This is a genomic window from Arenibacter latericius DSM 15913 (genome assembly GCF_000424985.1).
GTDB lineage: Bacteria > Bacteroidota > Bacteroidia > Flavobacteriales > Flavobacteriaceae > Arenibacter > Arenibacter latericius.
In genome coordinates this window covers 18818-45781 of sequence record NZ_AUKX01000009.1, presented here as the reverse complement: position 1 = coordinate 45781, position 26964 = coordinate 18818, and the positions used below count along the sequence as shown (strand labels likewise).

Here is a 26964-nt window from a genome sequence, read left to right as displayed (position 1 = left end):
ATAGCAAACCACTTAAGTTTAGCAACATACATCACCCATAGACATATATTTTATAATTTACCAATGACAGGAGCACAAATACCATTTAAGCTAAACCCATAGCTAAACACTACCACCTCTCTATACCTAGACCCAACTACTCCCCTCACAACCTAGTGCTAACCATAAGGGATCCATAAAATTTAAAAGTTGACCCATTCCGCGAATTGAACAATACATTGCCCCTACATATTACGTCTGTATTGCCCACCTACCTCAAACAAGGCTTGAGTTATTTGTCCCAAAGAGCAATATTTAGTAACCTCCATTAAGCTTTCAAAAATATTTTCGTTTTTTACAGCCACTTGCTGCAAGGATTCTAATTTAGTTTGAACAAACTCCTGATTCACTTCGTGCAAATTATTTAGCGTTTGGATTTGATTTTGTTTCTCCTTTTCCGTAGCCCTAATCACTTCTGCAGGAAGCACCGTTGGAGAACCTTTAGAACTTAGATAGGTATTTACTCCTATGATAGGATATTCGCCATTATGCTTTAAAGTTTCATAATACAAGCTCTCTTCCTGAATTTTAGAACGCTGGTACATTGTTTCCATTGCACCGAGAACGCCACCACGCTCAGTAATTCGGTCAAACTCCATCAACACTGCCGCCTCCACTAAGTCTGTTAACTCCTCTATAATGAAAGACCCTTGCAGAGGATTTTCATTTTTAGCAAGGCCCAATTCTTTATTAATGATCAACTGTATTGCCATAGCTCTTCTAACAGATTCCTCTGTAGGTGTTGTTATTGCTTCATCATAGGCGTTAGTATGTAGAGAATTACAATTATCGTAAATCGCGTACAAGGCTTGTAAGGTGGTCCTTATATCATTAAAATCTATTTCTTGGGCATGCAGGCTCCTACCAGAAGTCTGGATATGATATTTTAACATCTGTGCCCTAGGGTCTGCTCCATATTTTATCTTCAGGGCCTTAGACCAAATCTTCCTAGCCACCCTCCCGATAACGGCATATTCAGGATCTATACCATTAGAAAAGAAAAAGGAAAGATTAGGACCAAACTTATTAATATCCATTCTCCTACTTAAATAATATTCCACATAGGTAAACCCGTTAGCTAGGGTAAATGCTAGCTGGGTGATAGGATTAGCACCTGCTTCAGCAATATGATATCCAGATATGGAAACCGAATAAAAATTACGTACTTTATTTTTTATAAAATATTCTTGAACATCCCCCATTAATCTCAGTGCAAACTCCGTAGAAAAGATACAGGTATTCTGCGCCTGATCTTCTTTTAAAATATCGGCTTGCACCGTTCCCCTCACTTGCTGTATGGTCTTATTTTTTATTTCATTGTACACATTTTCAGGTAGCACCTGATCCCCTGTAACCCCCAACAACATTAATCCTAGACCATTATTTCCCTCAGGTAAAGCTCCATGATATTTAGGCCTCAATTTTTCCTTTCCGCTATATAAAACTTCTATTTTCTTTTCAACCTCATCCTGCAGTCCATTTTCTTTAATATATTTCTCACAGTTTTGGTCAATAGCCGCATTTAAAAAATACCCCAATAACATGGGAGCCGGACCATTAATCGTCATGCTTACTGAAGTCATAGCATCACTTAAGTCGAATCCCGAATACAGCTTTTTCGCATCATCTAAACAGCATACAGAAACACCAGCATTCCCAATTTTACCATAGATATCTGGTCTACTATCGGGATCACTACCGTAGAGGGTAACAGAATCGAAAGCGGTAGACAATCTTTTTGCAGGCAAGCCAAAGCTAACATAATGGAAACGCCTATTGGTACGCTCGGGACTGCCTTCCCCAGCAAACATTCTTGTAGGATCTTCCCCAGCGCGTTTAAAAGGATACAATCCGGCTGTATAGGGAAATTGCCCAGGTACATTTTCCTGTAGCATCCATAGTAAAAGATCTCCCCAGGCTTTATATTTAGGAAGTGCAATTTTTGGTATTTGGGATCGCGAAAGCGAGGTGGTATGCGTGGCCATTTTAATCTCTTTTCCTCTCACCTTAAAACTGTATTCCGGATTCTTATACTGTGATACCGTATATTCCCAATCCAGAATCATTTTCCAATTATGCGAATCAAAATTCATTTTCAGGGATTCAAATTGGGCACATAACAAACTAATCAATTGCTTTTCATTCTCATCTTTGGTCAATTGAAGCACTTTTTCCAACGCTATTCCCGAACCAGAAAGAATCTCTTTTATATCTTCAGGCGCATCCGAATCTAAAACAGCGATTATAGTAGTGAAAATACCATATAATTGTTGCGCTAATTTAGATTGTTCCTTGGCACTGTTATCATACTGTCTATTGCTTTCTGCTATTTCCGACAAATACCTAGTCCTAGCCGGCGGGATTACAAAACGTTTCTCCTCATCCCCTTCTGTTAATACGAAAGAAGATTTTAAAGGTGTTTCAGTCCTTCCCTTAAGGATAGTCATTATGGATTGATACAACCTATTCATTCCAGGGTCATTAAATTGCGAAGCGATAGTACCAAAAACTGGGAGATCCTCGTGTTTCGCCTCCCATAGACCATGGTTGCGAACAAATTGTTTCCTCACATCTCTTATAGCATCCAAAGCTCCTCTCTTATCGAACTTATTTATAGCCACCAAATCGGCAAAATCTAACATATCTATTTTCTCCAGTTGAGTTGCCGCTCCAAATTCAGGAGTCATTACATAAAGGGAAACATCACTGTACGATGTAATTGCTGTATCGGACTGCCCAATACCCGATGTTTCTAAAATAATAAGGTCGAATCCCGCACCCTTTAGCACCCTTACAGCTTCATCTATGTGCTTAGATAGGGATAAGTTAGATTCTCTTGTAGCCAAAGAACGCATATACACCCTAGGATCATTAATAGCATTCATCCGGATTCGATCTCCTAATAGCGCACCTCCCGTCTTCCGTTTTGATGGATCCACTGATATTATCCCAATTGTCCCTTCTGAGAAATCCATTAAAAATCGTCTTACCAATTCATCTACCAAGCTAGATTTCCCAGCGCCACCTGTTCCGGTAACCCCCAAAACAGGAATCTGTTTATTACTCCCGTTCAAAATAGCCGCATGCTTTTTAAATTCGGCATTTCTATTTTCTGCTAGACTAATTAGCCTTGCTATAGTTGAAACATCTTTCTCTTTAATAAGCTGTTTTAATTCACCTGGGTCCTGGGTCTTTAAATCTGGAGTAGGAAAATCACTTTGTTCCACTAAATCATTTATCATCCCCTGAAGCCCCATATTTCTGCCATCGTCAGGAGCATAGATTCTCGTAATCCCATACGCCATTAAATCCTTTATCTCTTCAGGCAGAATAACACCTCCTCCTCCACCAAAAATTTTAATATGGCCTGCGCCACGCTCCACCAATAAATCGCGCATAAACTTAAAATACTCATTATGTCCACCTTGGTAGGAAGTAATTGCAATAGCGTTTACATCTTCTTGAATAGCGCAGTCCACAACTTCAGAAACACTCCTATCATGCCCTAAATGAATAACCTCTACCCCCGTGGATTGAATTATTCTACGCATCATATTTATTGCAGCATCATGCCCATCAAACAGGGAGGCAGCAGTAACAATACGAACTTTATTTACCGGTTTATAGGTAGCTTCTCTTTTCATTTTCAACTTTTTATATACTAAACTATAAGTACTTCTAATTATGTCGACTAAGACAACCATCTTACGAAGTAACCAAATAGGGTTAGCCTCACTATTAATTAATTCGCAATATGACAGCGTCTAATCTTTTGCAATTTAATGAAATCGCAAAAACTAAGGGGTCCATTTTCGAATATTATAAAAAACTCAATAATGCAAGTCTTTTCCTTTTCAAAATCCTAATTTTACTACTTAAAAACTACATTTTTGAAGACAACCATCCTTATTCACTGCCCCGATCAGTCGGGTATCATTAGTAACGTCACCGGTTTTATCCATAAAAATGGAGGAAATATTATTTACATCGATCAGCATGTAGATAAGGAAGCCGGAGTGTTTTTCATGAGATTAGAAAGCGATTTTGAAAAAAACATACCCGTAGTCAAGAGTTTAAAACAGCAATTTGAGCAAAATATAGCCATTCCCTACCAAATGGAATGGAGCCTACATCTTGGGTCTACAAAACCTAAAATGGCCCTGTACGTTTCAAAGTACAATCATTGCCTCTACGATCTTTTAAGTAGATTTCATTCAGGAGAATTAGCAGTAGAGATTCCTTTTATACTTAGCAACCATCCGGATCTATCCTATATTGCAGATCAGTTTAATATTCCATTTCATCACATCCCAATCTCAAAAGAAAACAAACTAGCTGCAGAAGAAAAGCATATTTCACTTTTGGAAGAATACAAAGTAGACTTTATTGTCTTAGCTAGGTATATGCAAATAATAACCCCAAAGATAATAGATCGGTTTCCTAATAAAATAATCAATATTCACCATTCCTTTCTTCCTGCCTTTGCCGGTGCCAAACCTTACCATGCTGCGTTTCAAAGAGGTGTTAAGATCATAGGTGCTACTAGTCATTATGTTACAGAGGAATTAGATGCCGGACCAATAATAGAACAAGATGTAACCCGCGTGACCCATGCCCATAGTATAAAAGACTTTATCTCTAAAGGTCGAGACTTAGAAAAAATTGTACTTTCGCGTGCAGTAAAGCTACATATTGCTAGAAAAACAATGGTTTATAATAATAAAACGGTAATTTTCTCCTAGGCAGGGCATAGCTAGAATAGTATTTATATCATATTTTGAAATTCAACCTAAAGCCCCACCTCACTTAGAAAATAGTAGCCACACATAGAAAACCAAGGAGTAGATAAGAAATTTTAATTAAAACATAGAAATGAAAAGAGCATTATTACTATTAGTAGTATTTCAATTTTTAGGATGCGCAGAATTACAACAAGTAGTAAATCAGTTACCACAAGCAGGCGGCACTATTGGAAATAATGAGATTGCCCTTGGATTGAGAGAAGCCTTGGATATGGGAATCCAAAAACAGGTAAGCAAGCTCACCCAAACAGATGGTTTTTACAAAAATGAATTGGTGAAGATTATGCTTCCCCAAGAGTTGCAAAAAGTAGATAAAACACTAAGAGATATTGGACTTTCTAATTTAGCAGATGAAGGTCTAAAAATATTGAATAGGGCAGCTGAAGATGCCGTTAAAGAGGCGACCCCAATATTTGTAGATGCGGTAAAAGGAATTACCTTCAATGATGCCAGAAACATCTTATTAGGCTCAGATGATGCAGCCACACTATATCTTACACAGGCCACCCAAAGCCAACTTTACGATAAGTTTAATCCAGTAATAAAACAATCTTTTGAAAAAGTAGGTGCAGACCAAATTTGGAGCAATCTAATTAATAGGTATAATGCCATCCCTTTTACCAGTTCTGTTAACCCAGACTTAACGGATTACGTTACCCAAGAAGCCCTAAAAGGTGTATATTCCATGATTGCTTTGGAAGAAAAAGAGATTAGAACCAAAACCGCCTCCAGAACTACTGCTATTCTAAAGCGTGTTTTTGCTTTACAAGACCACAGAAATTAGATTTAGCTAGTGGATTTGTATTTGAATAACTAACCGTTAACCCTATTCTTACAGATTAAGAACAATTCCTTATATAAAAAAATCAAATTAAAAACAGGAATTTTTATTACTAAGATAAAAGCAGCCTCTAGAGAAGACCTATATATAAGGGAGCAATAACACAAAGTACATTTCAAAATCAGCAACTTACATCCCGTAAAGCATCCCTTACTAACTCTACTAGGATTTTGATAATTCTTAAAAAAGGAGCAGACACCACTCCACACCATTTAAAAATACTAATTCACTTGGTAAGTTACCTTTTTCCTTGACCTCTCTATTTTAACGTTCCTTTAAAGGCACTACAAGTTTAATTCTATACTATATATGTAATTTTATGTGTTTCTTTGCACTCAATTTATGGCATTGAAGAACTTTATAAGATATTTTATCATATGGATGCACCTATTATTAGCTCCATCCACATGGGCAACTATGCCCAGTACAGAAACTTCATCTGATTGCGTCCCCCTATCCCAAGAACAAATTACATTAGAATTTATAGAGCAACTAACGGCAGAGGAATGTTTTGAATTAGGAAAATGCGAATACTTACATAAAAATTTTAGTTCCGCATATACCTTCTTCCTTTCCGCCAATTTGAAGGGCCATAAGAACACCCCTAGCTTTAACGAGTATTTTGAAGCGAGTAAATCTTCTCTCGATTCGCTGCAAACCAGTGAATCAATAGACACCGAGTATTTACTGTCACAAAGTATAATTAACGAACGAAAGCTGACAAACAATTTAGAACCAGAAGGACAAGACGTCAACAACTACGCCCTGTTACTACACCAATTAGTCAATTACTTATTCCTATTTATTGCTATCGCTGGTTTCCTCATAGCTACAAAAATATTATTCAAATACAGAAAGCAAGGAACACACACTATATATTTAGCCATATATTTATTTGGAGTCTCCACGATGGTACTGGAGCATGCCGTTTACTGGATACAAGATTTCCACTATAATCCTAGAGTATATTTTTTTAAGATTCATTATTTCCTTTGGCCCCCATCTCTCTATTTATATATCCGCAAAAAACTTAATCTTGAACCAAAGACTGGAATAAATGAAATTTTAAAACATTACGGCATATTTTTTATTTTTTGCATCTTACTACTAATTGCTGTAAATACAGAAACGGATATTAACACCACCAACTTCAGACCGATAATTAATAAACTTTTAGAAAGTCAGTTTATAAAATCGATTCATTGTACAATTTACCTAATCTTATTAGTTCGACTTTATTACCAATATAAAAACCTTTTTAGCTCTTTCAACAAAAAATGGCTGATACTTGCTATCACTTTTTTAGGAGTATTAATGATAATTATATTTTCTAGAGCGCTATATAGCAATTCAGATGACTTTAATTACATCTCCATATATTTCGCCACAATAACACTTTCCTTCTTTATTTGCCTTTATAGTTTTATGCTTTACCTACAGCCAGACATTATAAGGAAGGCCGAGGTCTTAACGGAAGCCGAAACTGAGGAGGGAACCGACATTAAATACAAAAATTCTGGTCTAACCGATGCAATGACAAATACATTAAAAGCTCAGTTAACCAACCTAATAGAAACCAAAAAAGTTTATCTAGACAATGGAATCACTTTAGAGAAATTGGCTAACGAGTTAAATACTGACCGATACAGTCTCTCACAAGTAATTAACCAAGAATTTGAAAAAAACTTCTACGAATTTATAAACGATTACAGAGTACAGGAAGCAGTCAACATCATTGAAAATAATAATGGTAAAATAAAACTAGTAACCGACCTTATTTATGAATCTGGATTTAACAACAAAGTGTCATTTTACAAAGCTTTTAAAAAACGTAAAAAAATGACCCCTACCCAATACATCAAAACGAAGTACAAGGACGAACAATCCGCTTCATAGTTAAGGCAACAATACCCTACACCTATTTAAGTACAACCGCTAGGCTATAAGAACAATATTCCTAATCTTTATCAATCTTAATCTCTTTTATCTTAGACAAGACCTGAATTTTATTTATTCGATTTAAGCTAATGAATTAAACCTATTCTGTGTCTAGGCCACCCCACCAGAATCACTCCATAATTCAACAACAAAAAACCACTAAAAACACACCACTTAGGATCATTTTGTTACAGGTAACACACTCAGACAATACTAACATAGGATAAACCAAATTCATTAACGCATCTAATTTATCCCCTATTTAAAACACAAATTAGGACTCCATTTAAAGGATAAAAAGAACTAAAAATCGATAAAAATTAAAAAAGTTAATGTTTTCCTAAAAAGCATCGGACATCGATTATAATTTATATTACACTTATTTACAATACATTACAATGTATGTTAATGTGTATTTGCATCGGAATGAAATAACTTTAGGTCGGGATTAATTAATATTCATATTCACTATAGTTAATTTGGGCATTGGCAATAAAAGTCAGAACTGAAACAATATCAATAGTATAAGAAAATTGTTTCATTTTTTTATGGGTTAACTTTTCATAAAATCACTCAGATCTTAAAAACCAATGCAGAATTCAAATTTTAACTAACTCAAATTAATTTCTATGAAAATTAAGTATGTTTTATTCTTAAAACTTTTCTTAGTGTCATTAGCAATGATGGCGCAGGAGAAATCAATTACCGGAACGGTAACTGATAAGGATGATTTACCACTTCCTGGAGTATCTATTGTTATTTCAGGCACCACTAGTGGTACACAAACCGACTTTGATGGTAATTTTGTCATCAATGCCAAACAAGGTGATGTATTAAAGTTCAGTTACATTGGACAAAAAACAGTTAATGTTACGGTTGGCACCTCTAACACTATCAACGTAAAAATGGAGGAAGACGCACAAGCGTTGGAAGAGGTAGTAGTAACAGGTGTTGCAGGAGCAACCGACAAGAGAAAACTTTCCGTAACCGTTGCTTCCGTATCAGCAGAAGACCTTGAAAAAGTACCCGCTAGCTCTGCTGCAAGTGCATTACAAGGGAAAGTTGCCGGTGTATCGGTTAGTAACCTTGGTCGCCCAGGTGAAGGTGCTACCATAATTATGAGAGGTGCCGCCAACCTATATGGTTCACAAGCCCCTTTAGTTATCATGGACGGTGTTTTTATTGAAGGCGGACTTGCGGACATCAACGTGGACGACATCGCCTCCTTCGAATTGGTAAAGGGAGCCTCCGCTTCTTCTTTATACGGATCGCGTGCAGGTAACGGGGTAATCGTAATCACCTCAAAAAGAGGTAAAATTGGAAAGACCTCTGTAACTGTAAGAGCAGAAACAGGAATTTCTAAAGTAACAAATTTCGTAAAGACCAACCAATCGCATAACTTTAAAATGGCATCAGATTGGGAAGATTATAAAGGCCAATACACTAAGTATGAAGGCGTAACTTATCCTGCTGGATACCAGAGCGTATTCGCAAATTCCGGTCCAACAGCTGTTCAAGGAACAAGGATATTAGAAGATAATGGATATTCGGACAACCCTTTTGGAGTGTATTACGATTTTCAAGACATATTCTTTAAAACAGGTGTAAATAGAACATTATACTCTTCTATTTCTTCTGGTGGAGAAAATGTAAGAACCTTCTTCTCTGCTGAGAATACCGATATAGAAGGAGTACTTGCAGAAACAAAAGGTTACGAAAGAAGCAGTATCCGAGCTAATATAGATTACGACATCTTTGATTGGTTAACTTTTAAGGCTAGTAATAACTTTGTAAGAGTTGTAGACAATAGCCCAGGAGGAGGATTTGGTATTTACCGATCTATGACAAGGTTAAATCCAGATTCCAACGTACAAGCGAATAACCCAGACGGTCAGCCTTACTATTACCTGCCAGACCCTTGGGAATCAGAAATCACCAACCCTATGTACGAACTGTACAATAGAGACGCAAGATCACAGCAGCAGCGGTTTTTGGGAGGATATTTGTTAAACGCCAAATTCACTAATTGGCTGAATATGGATGTTGAATATTCTTTTGAGAATAATGCTTACCGCTTCTCTAGCAATAACAAATACGAAACTTACACTACTACTGGAGACGCAACTGGATTCGGCTATAGCAAAGGTTCTTTAAACAAAAGTAATTACCTTGAAGTTTCACAAAAGGTACAAGCAACCCTTAACTTTAAGAAAGAGTTTGGAGAGTTAGATTTTATGGCTAAACTTAGCTACTTGGCCGAGGATAGATCCTACGATTACAATTCCTTAACTGGAAATGACTATAAATTTAAAGATCTTCCATCTATAGACAATTTTGATACTAAGGATGTTTACGGTACTTCTGACTATGAAAGCGAAAGAGCCCAGAATATGTTTGCAATTGGTGGTCTTGTTTATAAAGACAGGTATATTTTAGATGGACTAGTAAGAAGAGATGGATCTTCCTTATTTGGTTCCGAAAATAGATGGAACAACTACTATAGACTTTCCGCAGCCTATAGGATTTCTGAAGACATTAATATCCCTGGAGTACAAGAATTAAAAATTAATGCAGCCACAGGTACTTCCGGACAACGTCCAGGATTCAACTGGCAGTATGAGCAGACCAATATTAGCACTGGATCTCTTTCCTCAGTTAGAAGAAAAGGAAACCCTTTCTTAAAGCCTTCCTTAACTAAAGAAACGGAGTTTGGATTAAACGCTAGATTCTTAGACATATTCGATTTACAGTTTGCTTACTCTAATCAAGTAGTATCAGATCAGTTTATGATCGTTAACTTATTTTCTCCTGCAAATGCAGGAAAAGCTACTCAATGGCAGAATGTAGGTGATTTAGAATCTGACACTTACGAACTTTCCTTAAATTCTAGAATCATTAATAATTCTGATTTAAAATGGAGAGTTGGAGCAAATTTCTCTACAACAGAAACCATGATCACCAAATTAAATGCACCAGAACAGCTTGTTGGACCAACAGATGGAGCTAACGATGAAGGAATTATGTTCTTAATTCGTGAAGGTGTGGAATTCGGAAGTATGTTCGGAAGAAGTTTTGTAACTGACCTTGCTACAATGGAACAGCAATTGCCTGCAGGCGCTTCAATATCAGACTATGAAGTAAATGCTGACGGAGTTGTTGTTGAAAGTGCTACCGTAGGTACCACTACCGAAAAAGCAATCATCAAAGTAGATGAAGATGGAATTCCTGTATTTGATAAAATTGGTAATCAAAACGAGAACTTTAGAGTAGGTATAACTTCAAATTTAACTTATAAGAATTTTGATTTTTACATGCTTTGGGATTGGAAAAGCGGTGGCGATATCTACAACAAAAATGCGCAATGGAATACTATTGCAAAAAGAAATGTGATGGTTGACCAAGCAGGAAAGCCAGCAGATCAAAAGAAGGCAGTAACGTACTACGAATCTCTGTATGACGTTAACCAAAACAATAAGTTTTGGGTAGAAGACGGTTCATTTGTTAAACTTAGAGAAGTATCTTTAGCTTACACCATCCCTGAGAAGCATATGAGCAGAATAGGATTCTTTGAAGAAATAAAATTAAGTTTAATCGGTAGAAATATATTAACCATCTCCGATTACTTAGGATGGGATCCAGAAGTTTCTAGATATGACAGTAACACGCAACAGTATTTTTCTCTAGATTATGGTGTATATCCAAATCAATCTTCTTACTCCATGTCTATCCAGTTTAAATTTTAATAAATAAACACATGAAACATATTAATAAAATTCTATACATAATGTTGCCAATCTTATTATTGGCAAGCTCATGTCAAGATTTCGAAACCGACTTGGAAGTCTTAAACCAAGAGAATCCAAATGATGAGATTTTAGCATCAGATCCAGTAGCATTGGAATCGACTGCTGGCAACCTTTTAAATAGCTGGTATATGACAACCCACAGCACCGAAGGGCCTGGCGCTGCATTATCCACTATGGCAGATGCCTCTACGGTATCTTGGGGTAACTTTGGGATGAGAGATCTATCTAGCGAACCTAGAGTTGCTTTCAATAACACCTCCGGTTACAGCAATGACATTACAGTAACCTATTTTAACTCCCTATATTCTATGCTAACCGATGCCAATACCATAGTGGCTGCGGTAGAATCTGGTACTGAGTTTGACGACCCAGCCATGGTTGAAATGATGGGGAAATTAGGTCAAGCGCTATCTGTAGGATACCTATCATTGGTTTTTGATAGAGTATGGCTTTACAATGCTGAAGGACCTATTGGCGAACACGAGACAGGTGAAACTGACTATAACACCGCCATGACATACGCATTGGAAAAATTGGATGAAGCTATCGCTATTGCAAATGCCAACACCTTTACCTTACCGGAAGGCTGGTTACCTGGAGTAAATGCTTCTAGTGAAAACATGTCTAAAATTATGAACAGTATGGGAGCTCGTATGCTGGTAGGAAACATCAGGAATAGCGCTCAAAAGAGTTCAGTAGATTGGAACAAAGTACTACAATATGCTGATAACGGCATAACTAGCGACTTTGATATTCTTATGGATGACATTAACTGGTATGCGCTTATACCACAAACCTACCTTGTATACCCTGGTTGGGGAAGAGTAGACATGAGAGTTATTAATATGATGGACCCTAACACTCCTGCATATTGGACAGATGATATTAACACGCTACCAGAGTCTACTTCTGCTGACAAAAGATTGGAAACCGACTATGAATATCTTGCTTCTAATAGCTTCAGCCCTGATAGAGGTAAATATCACTTCAGTACCTATAGATACGCTAGGCTTAACCCATACATTGATCAGTGGACCATTCCGTTGACGGAGATATCTAAATCAGAAAACGATTTATATAAAGCTGAAGCTCTATTAAATATCGGAGGCGGAGACCCAGCAGCTGCAGCGGCTATTGTGAATGAAGGAACAAGAACCACTAGAGGTGAACTTCCTCCAGTATCTGCAGACGCCCAAGAAGTTTATGATGCAATTCACTATGAAAGAATGGTAGAATTTGCCTATACAGGTATGGGCTTACCTTTCTTTGAAATGAGAAAAGAAGACCTATTACAAAAAGGAACTTTATTACACTTCCCTGTTCCTGGAAAAGCATTAGACGCTATTCCTGAAGCTTATTACACCTTTGGTGGAACTAGCGGGGTTGCAGGAGAAGATTATTCTAATGGAGGTTGGAGATAGATCCAAGCATTCCACATTAAACCAAAGGCCGTCCAAAATTATTTTGGACGGCCTTTTTTTGTTAGTTAATAAAATCAAATCACTACAGTTTACCTATAACGAGTAAAACCATCAATAAAGTTATTGGATCGCAAAAAATTCTAGTTTAGAAATTAAGCCTAATCAACAAAACACCCTTCAGCATGATTGAGCTACCTAAAATTTACACAATAGGCAGATATATTCTAAAAACCACTCCATACAACTACATCTTAAAAATAGTTTTCAGAGTAAGAAATACCCTACCAACAAAACAAATTACCGGAACCGAAGAATAAAATTCCAGTGCATTTTAATAACAATAAATTAACCTATTTAAGACCGATTTTCAACAAGGTATTTAGTCATAATATTTGCATAAAAATAACAATTACCCATGCAGCTATTTAACAAATTCTTAATAAAAACGAAGAGGCATAAAGCCCTTACATTATATCTCCAACCAAGCAATATCACTATATTTTTTACCACTTAGGTCCTGAATTGCGTTTATTTAACTATTAATCTCCCCCTTCAGAACTAATCATACACTTATTCACTTTACACTGTTTTACAACATCTTACCAAGTTGGTTAACGTTAATTATAATCGGACTGACTTTACTTTAGGTCGGGATTGATGATTATTATATTCTACTATGGTTAATTTGCCAATTGGCTTTATTGCTTAGGCGCAGGAAAATCACAAATTTGTTAAAATTTGAAATGTTTTTTAGAACGATTAGCAGCCGTTAAAACCCAGCCTCTAAGCCTGAATAAACCCAATTACAACTCAAATTTAATCTTTAACTAACTCAAATTAATTTCTATGAAAATTAAGTATGTTTTATTCTTAAAACTTTTCTTAGTGTCATTGGCAATGATGGCGCAAGAAAAAACAATTACCGGTACGGTAACTGACAAGGATGAATTACCTCTCCCTGGAGTATCTATCGTTGTATCGGGAACAACTAACGGTACACAAACCGATTTTGACGGGAACTACACCATCAACGCTAAGCAAGGTGATGTATTAAGGTTCAGCTATATCGGACAAAAGACTCAAGTAATAACTATAGGCGCATCAAACACCATTAATGTACAAATGGAAGAAGATACACAAGCCTTAGAAGAAGTAATCGTTGTTGGATACGGTACTACCACTAAGCAATCTTTTACTGGTTCGGTAAAACAAATTGACTCCGAATTATTAGAGCGTAAGAGTGTTTCTAACGTATCACAAGCCCTTACTGGTGAGTCTGCAGGGGTAAGAGTTATTAATACATCTGGACAGCCTGGTGAAGCAGCTACTATCCGTATTAGAGGTTTTGGATCGGTTAACGGTAACAGAGATCCATTATATGTAGTAGACGGTGTTCCTTATAACGGTAACATTAACGCCTTAAACCCAAGTGATATTGAATCTACAACTATCTTAAAAGATGCTTCTGCAACTGCAATTTTTGGTGCACGTGGTGCTAACGGTGTTGTAGTTATAAACACAAAGAAAGGTAGAAACGGGAACAACTATATAGAAGTAGAGACCAAAACTGGACAAAACTTTAGTTTACTACCAAGATACAACACTATTAAGTCCCCAGAACAATACATAGGATTAAGCTGGGAAGGTCTTAAGAATTTTATAGGCTCATATGGTAGGGATGAAGCTACATCTATAGCTTGGGCAAATGCTAATCTATTTAATTCTAGTTATGGTATTCACTCTAAATACAATATGTGGAATGTAGCCGATGGTGGAGAGTTGATAGACCCGGCAACGGGATTAGTAAGAAAAGGCGTTACTCGTAAATACACTCCAGAAAACTGGGAAGATTATGCTTTTCAACCTTCTAGCAGGATAGAAGCTAACGTTAAAATAAGTGGTGGTAACGAGAGAACGAATTACTTTAGCTCTATTGGATACTTAAATGACACAGGATACTCAATTAACTCTGACTTTGAGCGTTATTCTGCTCGTTTAAATGTAAACCACAAAGTAAAAGATTGGTTAGACGGATCTATGAATTTAGGCTATACCGTTTCAGAAACTAACAATGGTGGTCAATCTGAGGATTCTGGTAGTGTTTTCTGGTTTGTAGATAATATTCCTTCTATTTACCCACTTTACCTAAGAGATGGAGATGGCAATACTATGCCAGACCCTTACTACGGTGGTAATATATATGACTATGGAAGTGGAAGAGGTTTTGGTGCATTAACCAATGCAATCTCCGATGCGCACAACAGTGTTGAGAATAGATTTACCCATGAAATAAACTTCAACACTTCATTAAACGTTAAATTCACAGATAACCTTACTTTAGAGAATAGATTTGGTACTCAGTACTACAATAGCTCTTTTGACGGACAAAATGGCCCTTTCTACGGACCAAGCGCTTCTAGTGGAGGTTCTATTTACAAAACCAAAACAGAAGTATTCTCTTACAACATGTTAAACTTATTACGTTTCAAAAAGAGATTTGATCGTCATAACTTTGAAGCTCTTGTTGCTCATGAGAACAACTCTTGGGAAAGAAAGTATCTTTCTGCATACAAAACCAACCTAGTTGATCCATTTGGTACTGAATTGAACAATGCGGTAGTTTCTTCTCCTGCTAGTTCTTACACTAGAGATTATACCCTAGAAAGTTATTTTGGTCAAGTAAACTATGACTACGACAATAAGTACTTCCTTTCTGGAACAGTGAGAAGAGATGGTTCTTCTAGATTTTTGAAAAACAAATGGGGAACTTTTGGTTCTTTAGGACTTGCATGGGCAGTGATTAACGAAGACTTTATGCAAAACCAAGACTTTTTAAGCAACTTAAAGCTAAAAGCAAGTTACGGTTTAATTGGAGAGCAAGGTGGCGTTGGGTACTACCCTGGTTACGACCTTTATGATATTCAAAACTTAAACGATGAGGTTTCATTAATTTTTGACACTAAAGGAAATCCAGATTTAACTTGGGAAACTTCTAAAATGTTCCAAACTGGTATTGAATTTGGAATTGGCAATGTATTAGATGTTGCAGTTGATTACTATGTGAAAAATACAGAAGATCTAATTTTTGACAGAAGAAATGGCCCTTCACTTGGATATGCCCTTATCAAAGTAAATGATGGTGCTTTACGTAATAAAGGTTTAGAGTTTGATGTTACTGCTCACTTGGTAAAAACAGAAGATTTCTATTTAGACCTTACGGTAAACGGAGAATTATTAGACAATGAATTAACCACAATGCCGATTGAACCAGCAACTGGAGAGGAGAAAATTATTGATATTGATGGATTATTTGGTAGATCTAATGGTCATTCTTTATACGACTTCTATACCCGAGAGTATGCAGGGGTAGATACTGAAACTGGAGTAAGTACTTGGAATGTTTACTATTTTGATGAAAACAATGATGGTGAATACCAAGCTAGTGAAAGAGTTGCCTCTATGGCAGATTATGTTGCTAAGTTCCCAGAAAATGCCAACAACCTATCCATGACTACTACTGAATCTTACGCTCAGGCTACCCAAAAATATATTGGAAAGTCTGCAATTCCTACCGTTAGAGGTGCATTTAACCTTAGTACAGGTTATAAAGGATGGGACCTTAGTGCACAGTTCCTATATAGTGTAGGAGGATATGCTTATGATGGAGCTTATGCTAGATTAATGGGGAATGATCAAGTAGGTGGAAACAACTGGCATACAGACATCTTAGATAGATGGCAAAAGCCTGGTGATGTTACTTCTGTACCACGTATTTCAAATGATTATGATAGCAACGTTTCATCTTCCTCAACTAGATTCATCACTAAGTCAGATTTCTTAAACCTAAACAACATTAGGCTAGGGTACACTATCCCAAAAATGTATGTTGAGAAAATGGGAATGTCTAACTTAAACTTCTGGGTTTCTGGAGACAATTTATGGCTGTTATCTAAAAGAGATGGATTTAACCCATCTACACATGAGGCTGGTACTTCTGATATGTACCGTTATTCTCCATTATCAACCTTTACCTTTGGAGTAAGAGCTAAATTTTAATTTTAAAAATTGAAACAACTTATGAAATCTAAATTATATTTTACAATACTTGCTACCGGCCTTTTAACATTGGGCTGCAGTAAAGATTACCTAGAAACCAAGCCTACGGAGTTTATTTCTAAGGAACAAATAGACGACGCTGCTGATCTTAATCCAGACGTATTAAAAGCAAGTCTTAGAGGAATTTATGCCACAATGTACCAAATGGAATCAGGAGGAACTACTAGTCACGATGATTTTGGGCATAAAGGATATGACATTTATAGCGATCTATTATCTTCAGACATGGTTTTGGCCGGAACAACCTACGGATGGTACAGTGCCATGGCAAGGATGACTTCTACTGTAGATTACACAGATACTAACAATTATAAGGTTTGGAGGTTCTACTATAGAATTATCCTTTCAGCGAATAGTGTTATCGATGGAATAGGAGGAAACGATGCAGAGCTAGAAACTACAGCTCTAAAACAAACAATGGGACAAGCGAAAGCAGCTAGAGCTTTTGCTTACTATTACTTAGCCAACTATTTCTCTGAAGGATACGATCCTTCAGAACCAATATTGCCAATCTATATCGATACAGAAGCACCCAACCAACCGTTGAGTACTACTGAGGATGTTTATAACCTCATTATTGATGACCTAACGGAAGCAGTAAGTTTATTGGAAGGGTTCTCTAGAACTGCTATACATGAAATTAATCAAGATGTAGCCAGAGGTCTTCTAGCCTATGCGTATGCCGCTATGGGAAAAGACGAAGAAGCAGCAACAGTTGCTAATAAGGTGATCACTGATGGGAAGTATACTCTCATGAACAAAGAAGAGGTTACAGGCGGATTTAACGACGTTAACACCAAAGGATGGATGTGGGGCGTTGACATTACCTTAGACAACAACTTAGACCTAGTATCTTGGTGGGGTCAAATGGACCTTTTTACTTATAGCTACACTTGGGCAGGAGATCCTAAAGTAATTGACGTTGATCTTTATAACGCCATTCCTGATAATGACGTGAGAAAAGCTCAGTTTGAGGATCAAGATGGAACTGAAGATAACAATGTATTGTATCCAACCGGTAAATTCTATGCTCCAGAGCGTATAATTGGCGGTCAAAGAAGCGTTACCACTGACTATGTTTATATGAGAGTAGCAGAAATGTATTTATTACATGCAGAAACTGCTGCTAAATCTGGAGATGAGCCTGCTGCTAGAGCATCTTTACAGGCATTATTGGAAGAAAGATTAGATTCTGCTTCCGATGCTGCTTATGTAGCTCAGTTGGCCGGACAGGATTTATTGGATGAGATTTACCTACAAACCAGAATTGAACTTTGGGGTGAAGGAAAAAGCTACTTAGCTATGAAGAGAAATAAGGCTACCATTACACGTGGCGCTAACCACCTATTCAATGCTGGGGAGTCTATTAATTACGATGATTCTCGTTTAACTTTTGAGATTCCTCAGAATGAAATCCAAAATAACCCTAACATCAACTAAGTAATTAAAGGTTGAGTTAGTATTACAAACGCCTGTCAAAATTAATTTTGACAGGCGTTTTTTTATTTTAATAATTAGATTAAATAACCTCTTTAAATTTTTAGTTACCCATTAGAATACCCTAAGTAGAACCCTTATTCTAGATAGAAGAATAGAGATAATCTACAGCAATCCGAATCTTTAAAAAAAGTCCATTAATATTTTATAATCTAAAACACCAACCTTTATCTAGCTAATAGATATTTAATAACGGTTTCGTTAAAGAACAAGGGCTGCTCTACATTTACCACATGACCACAATTCTCAACAACTACCAAAGAAGATACACGGTGTTTCTCTGCCATTTTCTTTACAGCAGGCAAAAACAAATAGTCTTCCTCTCCCATTAAATAAAGGGTAGGAATATTGATATCTACGCTCCTAAAAAATCGTAATAACGGATTTATCTCCGAAGTAAGTCTAAACCATCGGATAAACTCTTTTTGGTATAACTTCTTAGCTTCCCGAACAAATAAGGAACGCGACTCTCTATGATTTTTATTAGGCATAATTACAAATGCGAAGAATTTGTAAAGCCACAGGTAGGGAACTATAGATTTAAAGATGACCCCTAAACGAATAAGAACCTGAGACCTGAAGTTGAGTTTCATGATAGCTCCCCCCATAATCATACTCTCTACCCGAGAAGGGTGTTTTTCTGCCAAATTCCTAATAAGGATCGTCCCCAAGGATATACCTACAAAATGGGACTTTTTAATCTTCTCGTGATCTATTACCTCAAGAATATCATTCGTTATGGCATCAAAAGTATATTTATCTAAAAAGGCATCTTTTAAATGTAATTTAGAGTTTCCATGTCCTCTAAGATCTAATAGAAGCACGTTAAAGTACTTTCTAAATTCCCGCAACTGTTTGTACCATATTGTGGAACTTCCTCCTGCTCCATGCACAAAAGTGACCCATTTGGTGGACACCTTATGAAGGTGAGTAGTATAACTAATCAATGCTTATAGTAGTATTAAAAGAGAATTAATGAGACACCTATGCCCTCAAAACACAGCAAAGATAACTAAACCCTCATCACTAGTTTAAATAAAGGTTACCAAAAGGTCAAATTATCTGATATTTAGCCATATACAACTAATTCACACTTTACAAACCCTAAATAAGAAGTATATTTGAGAAGATAATATTAATCTGTAACGTAGATATGAAAAATCAAAATTGTAAAGTAGGATCAGTCACCCAAATGGCTACCAACATCAACACAAGACCTCTTTTAGAGGAACAATACCTTAGTTTTATGGAAAAGGCAGATAGGATAAAATACAGCGACTCTAACCTCGCTGATTTTTTTGAGAGAAAAGCGATTAAAATAAATAAAATACTGAAAGACTTGTCCCAGTAGGCAGGCTATTTTTTCTGCAACTCTAAGCTCATCTGCACTTGCAATTCTTTTGCCTTTTGCGCGGCGGCCTCAGCAAAATCCTCACCTTGGGAGGCATATATAATCCCCCTAGAGGAATTAACAAGTAGGCCTACCTCTTTAGTCATACCATATTTACATACCTCTTCTAAACTTCCTCCCTGCGCTCCTACCCCAGGCACTAACAAGAAACTATCGGGTACTATGGAACGAATATCTTTTAAGTATTCGGCTTTAGTAGCTCCCACAACATACATGAGGTTTTCAGAATTCTGATAGGTCTTAGAAGTTTCTAACACCTGCTTATACAGTTCTTTTCCTTCTACTGTTTTAGTTTGAAAATCAAAGGCTCCCTTATTAGAGGTCAATGCCAATAATATAGTATGTTTATCTTCAAACGCAAGAAATGGCTCTACAGAGTCTTTACCCATATAAGGAGCTATAGTAACAGAATCGAATCCGAGGTCCTCAAAAAAGGCCTTGGCATATCTTGTAGAGGTATTCCCAATATCCCCGCGCTTTGCATCTGCAATAGTAAATTGCTCAGGGTAATTGGTATTAAGATAGTCTATTGTCTTTTCTAAGGCGCGCCACCCCTTAATTCCATACGCCTCATAAAAGGCCATATTTGGCTTATATGCAACGCACAAGTGGTGCGTTGCATCAATTATTGCCTTATTGAATTCGAAAATAGGATCTTCCTCTTTTAAAAGGTGTTCTGGAACTTTATCTAGGTCCGTATCCAATCCTATACAAAGGAAGGATTCCTTTTTACGTATCTGCTCAACTAAAAATTGGGTAGTCATTTATCTTAGAATGTCTCGGAAGCTTCTTTTAATTTTTCTGTATTTTCCACCATACTCAACTCATCTATAATACGCTGTATATCACCGCCTATTATATTTTGTAGATCGTATAAGGTTAAACCAATTCTATGGTCGGTAACCCTTCCTTGAGAGTAGTTATAAGTTCTAATCTTCGCAGAACGGTCCCCACTACTCACCTGTGAGTTTCTTTTAGCAGCATCTTCTTCCTGCTTCTTTGCCAACTCCAAATCGTATAAACGCGAACGTAATACTTTAAAAGCTTTCTCTTTGTTCTTGTGTTGGGATTTTTGATCTTGACATTGCGCTACTAATCCAGTAGGCACGTGTGTTAATCGAACCGCAGAATAGGTAGTGTTCACCGATTGCCCACCAGGACCTGAAGAACAGAAATAATCGATACGCACATCCTTAGGCTCTATCTGAACATCAAAATCCTCAGCTTCTGGAAGCACCATTACGGTAGCGGCACTAGTGTGCACCCTTCCCTGAGTTTCTGTTTGCGGAACACGTTGTACACGGTGAACCCCTGCCTCAAATTTCAAGGTACCATAAACATCCTCCCCAGTTACCTCAAACTGAATTTCTTTATAGCCGCCATTGGTGCCCTCACTAAGGTCTATAACGTTTGTTTTCCACCCCTTTGATTCACAGAATTTAGTATACATTCTAAACAAATCTCCCGCGAATATACTTGCTTCATCTCCTCCGGTACCAGCACGAATTTCAACCACTACGTTCTTAGCATCTTCGGGATCTTTGGGTATTAATAGAAATTTAATTTCTTCTTCCAACCCGGGAAGTTTTTCCTTGGCTTCTTCTAACTGCATTTTAGCCATCTCGGCCATTTCTGGATCACTACCATCTGCCAAAATCTCTTCGGCTTCAGCAATATTATTGGTGATTTCTAGATAAAGCGTTCTTTTATCTACCAGTTTCTTAAGGTCTTTATATTCCTTATTCAACTCCACATAACGCTTCTGATCAGAAATAATATCAGGCTGAATGATAAGGTCCGAAACCTCATCAAAACGCTGTTTAACTATATTTAATTTATCAATCATACACTAACTTCTATCGTTACGCGAATTTACGATAATTTTGTACATTTCCGTATATCCAGTTTAATAAGATAATATCATCTCCCAAGATTTCTCTCTTGGTTTTCTATAATCTTACCCCTTAGCATTTTTTTGATACTTATTTTCGACCAATACAGGCGCTCCTTTGTTTAAACAACATAAAGCCGTTAAAACGGGCAATAAACCTTACTTAAATATCCGATAGTAAAAAAGAAAATTGTTGTTACACCTCTCCTCAATCTGAGAAAGTAAACTACCTCGGGGCAATCCCGCCTGAAAAATTCGGGCAGACCCACAAGGCATTAAAAAAAAAAAAAAAAAAAAAAACGTATTGATTTATAGGCGAGCCTCGGAGCATTTAAATCTCGATTATCGAGTAAAAAACAAGCTGTATTTATGATAGCCACTAATTAAATAGGATACCTCCGGTTTTATGCATCACATTATTGTTATCCACAATAACCGCCTCTGCACCATCCAATTGATTAATTAAGACCAAACCACGCTCTACCCCGAGAACAAACACAGCGGTAGATAAAGCATCACAAAGCTCTGCACTTTTAGAAAAAACCGAGACACTAATAACACCTACAGCAGGATATCCTGTTCTAGGATCCAATATCGATGAAAATCGTTCATTTTCTAGAGAAACAAAATCTTTACAACTCTCAGTAGTAGAAACCGAAGACTCTAAAATGGGAAGCCAAGAAAACATTTTTTCAAAACCCACGGGGTTTGCTATCCCAATCATCCATTTTTCTCCGTTTGCTTTTACACCCCAAGTTGTAAAATCGCCACCTCCATTAATTGCACCACCAATTACTTGTTTTCTTACTAGAAGCTCTTTAGCCATATCCACAGCATATCCCTTTGCAATAGCACCGAAACCAATTTTAATCCCTTTATTCTTCAAAAAAACAGTGAGATCCTTTCCATTAAGTATAATGTTCTGGTACCCTACCTTTGTTAAATTCAATGTTAAGTCGTCCGCTACAGGCTCATCATCCATATCCCTATTAAAATCCCAAACCACGTTCATTCCCTCCTGACTTATATCAAAAGCACCATTGGTAACCTTTGAAATCTGTATTGCCCTCTCTATAAGCCTAAACATTTCATAGCTAACCTTCACTGGTTCTACACCTGCATTAGCATTTATTAAAAAGGTTTCGGAATTTTTGTCGCCTTCATAAAGCATTTTATCAATACGCTCTATTTCGGAAATCGCTTCTTCTATATTAACATACCCTATCTCCTCATTCTCTGCAACAACAGTAATATCAAATTTACTACCCATTAAATTTACGGTACGATGTACAGAAACAAGCTTTTTCTCCTCTAAGGGATTCGAAAAAACAAAAAAGCAAAAAAGAATACTTAATAATACTTTCACAAAATAAGCAATTAGGCTCGATTACTAAATTAATGGATTTAACATTATACTGACGACAAAAGTTTACAAAAGCATCAATTTAATCTATTAAATAATAAAATCGACCTTAAAGAATAGCGAATATCATGAATAAGACGCTAATATACCGAATAAATAATTCAGAAATTTGAAATTTACTTTTAAGTAGAAGGAAGCACCAAAAGATGCAATTATCATTACAAGGCTGCAAATCAATCATATTCATTTGGAATCATATATATAAATAACAAAACGCTAGAACAAAAGAAGCTTTCCTTTATCCTAGCGTTTGTAGAAAAGATCGTTTTTTTCCTTTCCCTTCTTAACACAAAAAAGCCCGAGAATAAGAAAAACAAATTCCTTAATATTCAAAGACACCAAACTCGCTTTTAATGGTAAGCTTTTTATTAGTACTAGCCTCTACCCTACCCACAATTTTCGCGTCTACTCCAAAACTTTCAGAGATAGCAACAATTTCTTGTGCAACTTCTGGGTTAACGTAGAGCTCCAAACGATGTCCACAGTTAAAGACCTGATACATCTCTTTCCAATCTGTACCAGATTGTTCTTGGATTAATTTAAAAAGTGGAGGAATTGGGAACAAATTGTCCTTTACAACATGTAAATTATCTATAAAATGAAGAATTTTAGTTTGTGCCCCTCCACTACAGTGAATCATACCATGAATATCCTGAGCATTATACTTACTTAATATCTTCTTTACTATTGGCGCATAGGTACGAGTGGGCGACAATACCAATTTCCCTGCATCTAAAGGTGCATTAGGCACAGCATCTGTTAGCTTCACCTTTCCAGAATAGACAAGCTCTTCTGGAACAGAAGCATCATAACTTTCTGGGTATTTTTCTGCTAGGTATTTAGAGAACACATCATGTCTTGCTGAAGTGAGTCCATTACTCCCCATCCCGCCATTATACTCATCTTCGTAAGTGGCTTGTCCAAAAGAAGCCAACCCTACTATTACATCTCCTTCTCTTATATTAGCGTTGTCTATTACCTCACTTCTTTTCATTCTAGCGGTAACCGTTGAATCTACGATGATGGTCCGCACCAAATCGCCCACATCAGCAGTCTCTCCTCCTGTAGAATGAATGGTAATCCCGTGGTTTGCTAAATCTGAAATTAATTCTTCTGTACCGTTGATGATTGCTGAAAGCACCTCCCCAGGGATAAGGTTCTTATTTCTTCCTATGGTAGAAGACAACATAATATTGTCTGTAGCCCCAACACAGATTAAGTCATCTATATTCATGATTAAGGCATCTTGGGCAATACCCTTCCAAACAGAAATATCTCCAGTCTCCTTCCAATACATATATGCTAGGGACGACTTGGTACCAGCGCCATCTGCATGCATCACCAAGCAATGGTCCTCATCATTGGTTAGATAATCGGGAACTATTTTACAGAAAGCCTGTGGAAACAGCCCTTTATCAATATTTTTTATCGCGTTGTGCACGTCTTCTTTAGAGGCAGAAACCCCTCTTTGACTGTATCTTTTACTATTAGATGAACCCATGATCAAAAGTTTGGAGCAAAAATAGCAGATTCCACAAAAAAAAGCCCATTATTCATGGGCTTTTAATACAACTCTTTTAGAAAGGAGTGTTATTTAATAAAAAGAAGCTCTCTATATTTAGCCAATGGCCAATATTCATCTCCAACCAATCGCTCTAATTTATCACAGTGATAACGGATTTCATCAAAATGAACCCTTACCTTATCACAATAAGCATAGGCTTTTTTATTTACATCTACCATCTTATTAGCTTTCTTACGCTCCTCTACCATAGCATCTGTCTTTACTTTAATGACCTTTAGATGATCGGATATACGGGAAACAATATCTAATTGACTCTCCGCCATTTTCTTATAGCTATCCCCATAGATGGATTTTAGACCATTTATGTTTTGTATCAAGTTGTTTTGATATTTTATTGCAGCTGGAATGATATAACTGTATATCAACTCATTAAAGACCCTACCTTCTATTTGGATATGCATAATATACTCTTCCAACTCCACCTCTTTACGCATCTTTACCTCAACCTCACTAAGGACGTTCATAGATTTAAAGAGCGAAATACTTTCTTTTGAGGTAAGCACCTGAAGAGCACTTGGTGTAGTCTTATTATTGCTTAAGCCTCTAGATTCAGCTTCCTTCTCCCAAGCTTCGCTATATCCGTCACCCTCAAACCTAATTCGCTTAGAAGTTTTTATATATTCTCGTAATATATTAAAAATAGCCTCATCTTTTTTAAGACCTTTTTTAGCTATTAGGCCGTCTACCTCTTTTTTAAAGATTTGCAATTGCTTAGCCACTATGGTATTTAAGACCATCATAGGTTTAGCACAATTCGCTTTGGAGCCAACTCCTCTCATCTCAAACTTATTACCAGTAAAGGCAAAAGGAGAGGTACGGTTCCGATCTGTATTATCTAGTAATATTTCTGGAATCTTACCTACTACATTAAGTTTAAGGTCTGTTTTCTCCTCTGGCGATAACTTTCCATTTGTAACCCCTTCCAATTCATTGAGCACCTCATTCAATTGATCTCCAATAAAAATTGAAAGAATAGCAGGGGGCGCCTCGCTAGACCCTAATCTATGGTCGTTACTTGCGGAAGCAATAGAAGATCTCAACAATTCTTCATAGGTATCTACCGCTTTAATAGTATTCACAAAAAAGGTTAAAAATTGTAAATTCTTCATTGGAGTAGACCCAGGGCTTAAGAGATTCACTCCAGTATTGGTAGCCAAGGACCAGTTATTGTGTTTCCCAGAACCGTTTATTCCTGCAAATGGTTTTTCATGAAAAAGCACTTTAAAGTTATGCTTATCGGATACCTTTTCCATGATATCCATTAAAAGAAGGTTGTGATCTACCGCTAAATTGGTCTCTTCAAAAATAGGGGCAAGTTCAAACTGATTTGGCGCAACCTCATTATGACGGGCTTTTACTGGTATTCCTAATTTGGTACACTCCTTCTCCAACTCTTTCATAAAATTGAGTACCCTTAGAGGAATCACCCCAAAATAATGGTCGTCTAACTGCTGTCCCTTGGCCGCGGACTGCCCCATTATTGTTCTTCCAGAAAGACTAATATCTGGCCGAGAATACGCCAAGGCTTTGTCCACCAAGAAGTATTCTTGTTCCCATCCTAAGGTGGCATTTACCTTAGTTACATTTTTATCAAAATATTTAGCTACTGCTGTTGCCGCCTCATCCATAGCGTTCAATGCCCTTAATAACGGCGCCTTATTATCTAAGGCCTCTCCGGTATATGACACAAAAACGGTTGGTATACATAATGTAGCACCATAAAGGAATGCAGGTGAAGTAGGATCCCATGCCGTATATCCCCTAGCCTCAAAAGTATTCCTGATACCACCATTGGGAAAACTAGATGCATCGGACTCTTGCTGAACCAATTGTCCACCGCCAAATTTCTCCATAGCTTTTCCATCTAATGTTAGATCAAAAAAGGCATCATGTTTTTCTGCCGTAGCATTGGTTAAGGGTTGGAACCAGTGTGTATAATGCGTAGCTCCCATGGAAATTGCCCAGGCTTTCATGCCCTCAGCAACCTGATCGGCAATTTTACGATCTATCTTAGTGCCTGATATTACCGCTGCTTTAATTCGGTCAAAAGCTTCTTGAGTTAAGAACTGTCTCATCTTCTCCTCATTAAAAACGTTCATTCCAAAATACTCAGAACGTCTTCCCTTCTCCTTAATCTCTATCTTATTCCGCTTATTACTACGGGAAATGGCACTAAACCTTTGTTTTGACATGT

General features: G+C 37.0%; 15 protein-coding genes. 8 read left to right on the top strand and 7 right to left on the bottom strand.

Annotation, left to right across the window (positions count from 1 at the left end):
• Nucleotides 1-224: 224 nt before the first annotated feature.
• Nucleotides 225-3683: a methylmalonyl-CoA mutase family protein gene (locus H344_RS0105815; RefSeq protein WP_026809451.1), complete on the bottom strand. Its 3459-nt coding sequence runs from the start codon at nucleotides 3681-3683 to the stop codon at nucleotides 225-227.
• A gap of 246 nt (nucleotides 3684-3929) precedes the next feature.
• Here H344_RS0105815 and purU point away from each other — a divergent pair, with 246 nt between their 5' ends.
• From purU to H344_RS0105780, 7 genes are all read left to right on the top strand, one after another.
• Entirely contained in the window at nucleotides 3930-4781 is an 852-nt protein-coding gene (gene purU, locus H344_RS0105810; RefSeq protein WP_026809450.1) for a formyltetrahydrofolate deformylase, read from the top strand.
• Between the two features lie 130 nt (nucleotides 4782-4911).
• Nucleotides 4912-5625, top strand: a complete 714-nt coding sequence (locus H344_RS0105805) for a DUF4197 domain-containing protein (RefSeq protein ID WP_026809449.1) — start codon at nucleotides 4912-4914, stop codon at nucleotides 5623-5625.
• A gap of 399 nt (nucleotides 5626-6024) precedes the next feature.
• Nucleotides 6025-7578, top strand: a complete 1554-nt coding sequence (locus H344_RS20960) for a helix-turn-helix domain-containing protein (protein ID WP_084148741.1) — start codon at nucleotides 6025-6027, stop codon at nucleotides 7576-7578.
• A gap of 671 nt (nucleotides 7579-8249) precedes the next feature.
• Nucleotides 8250-11363, top strand: a complete 3114-nt coding sequence (locus H344_RS0105795; RefSeq protein ID WP_026809447.1) for a SusC/RagA family TonB-linked outer membrane protein — start codon at nucleotides 8250-8252, stop codon at nucleotides 11361-11363.
• Nucleotides 11364-11374: 11 nt separating this feature from the next.
• Nucleotides 11375-12847: a hypothetical protein gene (locus H344_RS0105790; protein WP_026809446.1), complete on the top strand. Its 1473-nt coding sequence runs from the start codon at nucleotides 11375-11377 to the stop codon at nucleotides 12845-12847.
• Between the two features lie 846 nt (nucleotides 12848-13693).
• Nucleotides 13694-16903 carry a SusC/RagA family TonB-linked outer membrane protein gene (locus tag H344_RS0105785; RefSeq protein WP_026809445.1) on the top strand — a complete coding sequence of 1070 codons (3210 nt, stop codon included), beginning with the start codon at nucleotides 13694-13696 and terminating at the stop codon, nucleotides 16901-16903.
• Nucleotides 16904-16924: 21 nt separating this feature from the next.
• Nucleotides 16925-18403, top strand: coding sequence for a RagB/SusD family nutrient uptake outer membrane protein (locus H344_RS0105780; RefSeq protein ID WP_026809444.1), 1479 nt, complete (start codon nucleotides 16925-16927; stop codon nucleotides 18401-18403).
• A 224-nt stretch (nucleotides 18404-18627) separates the two neighbouring features.
• Here the strand turns inward: H344_RS0105780 and H344_RS0105775 are convergent, their stop codons facing one another.
• Entirely contained in the window at nucleotides 18628-19407 is a 780-nt protein-coding gene (locus H344_RS0105775; protein ID WP_026809443.1) for an alpha/beta fold hydrolase, read from the bottom strand.
• Nucleotides 19408-19613: 206 nt separating this feature from the next.
• Between H344_RS0105775 and H344_RS0105770 the strand changes: the two genes are divergently transcribed.
• Complete coding sequence (locus H344_RS0105770) at nucleotides 19614-19811, top strand: hypothetical protein (RefSeq protein ID WP_026809442.1); 198 nt, start codon at nucleotides 19614-19616, stop codon at nucleotides 19809-19811.
• Between the two features lie 5 nt (nucleotides 19812-19816).
• Here the strand turns inward: H344_RS0105770 and pyrF are convergent, their stop codons facing one another.
• The 5 genes from pyrF to H344_RS0105745 all read right to left on the bottom strand — a co-directional run bounded on the left by pyrF (nucleotide 19817) and on the right by H344_RS0105745 (nucleotide 26962).
• Nucleotides 19817-20635: an orotidine-5'-phosphate decarboxylase gene (gene pyrF, locus H344_RS0105765; protein ID WP_026809441.1), complete on the bottom strand. Its 819-nt coding sequence runs from the start codon at nucleotides 20633-20635 to the stop codon at nucleotides 19817-19819.
• Nucleotides 20636-20640: 5 nt separating this feature from the next.
• Nucleotides 20641-21717, bottom strand: a complete 1077-nt coding sequence (gene prfA / locus H344_RS0105760) for a peptide chain release factor 1 (RefSeq protein WP_026809440.1) — start codon at nucleotides 21715-21717, stop codon at nucleotides 20641-20643.
• Nucleotides 21718-22141: 424 nt separating this feature from the next.
• The gene (locus H344_RS0105755; RefSeq protein WP_026809439.1) at nucleotides 22142-23128 is read right to left on the bottom strand and encodes an FAD:protein FMN transferase; all 987 of its coding nucleotides are present in this window, start codon (nucleotides 23126-23128) and stop codon (nucleotides 22142-22144) included.
• A gap of 379 nt (nucleotides 23129-23507) precedes the next feature.
• Nucleotides 23508-24686, bottom strand: coding sequence for an AIR synthase related protein (locus H344_RS0105750; protein ID WP_026809438.1), 1179 nt, complete (start codon nucleotides 24684-24686; stop codon nucleotides 23508-23510).
• An 89-nt stretch (nucleotides 24687-24775) separates the two neighbouring features.
• The gene (locus H344_RS0105745) at nucleotides 24776-26962 is read right to left on the bottom strand and encodes a glutamine synthetase III family protein (protein WP_026809437.1); all 2187 of its coding nucleotides are present in this window, start codon (nucleotides 26960-26962) and stop codon (nucleotides 24776-24778) included.
• Nucleotides 26963-26964 lie beyond the last annotated feature (2 nt).